The sequence below is a fragment of the Mordavella massiliensis genome, assembly GCF_016902415.1.
GTDB lineage: Bacteria > Bacillota > Clostridia > Lachnospirales > Lachnospiraceae > Merdimonas > Merdimonas faecigallinarum.
Genome location: NZ_JACJLV010000141.1, coordinates 1 through 265, shown reverse-complemented (window position 1 = coordinate 265; position 265 = coordinate 1). Strand labels below are relative to the sequence as shown.

1 rRNA gene is annotated in these 265 nt (G+C 41.9%); it reads left to right on the top strand.

What is annotated here, in order from left to right:
- Positions 1-160: 160 nt before the first annotated feature.
- Positions 161-265 (top strand): 23S ribosomal RNA (locus H6A13_RS13185); the annotation flags it as partial.

Sequence of the window (265 nt, the reverse complement as noted above, 5' to 3'; positions counted from 1 at the left end):
CAAAATATCTTGATCAAGACATCCGAGGTAATTGTTATAACAGGAAACTGTGTAATGATTACACACTTTGAAGAAAACAAAGCAAAAAATTGGCCGAAGACCAACGCGTATAACGCTATATACGTGTGGACTTAAGAGAACCCGTCTTTTAAGTCGAGTTGGTCATGCATGAAAGAGCGTATGGTGGATGCCTTGGCACTAAGAGCCGATGAAAGACGTGATAAGCTGCGAAAAGCTTCGGGGAGGAGCAAATATCCATTGATCC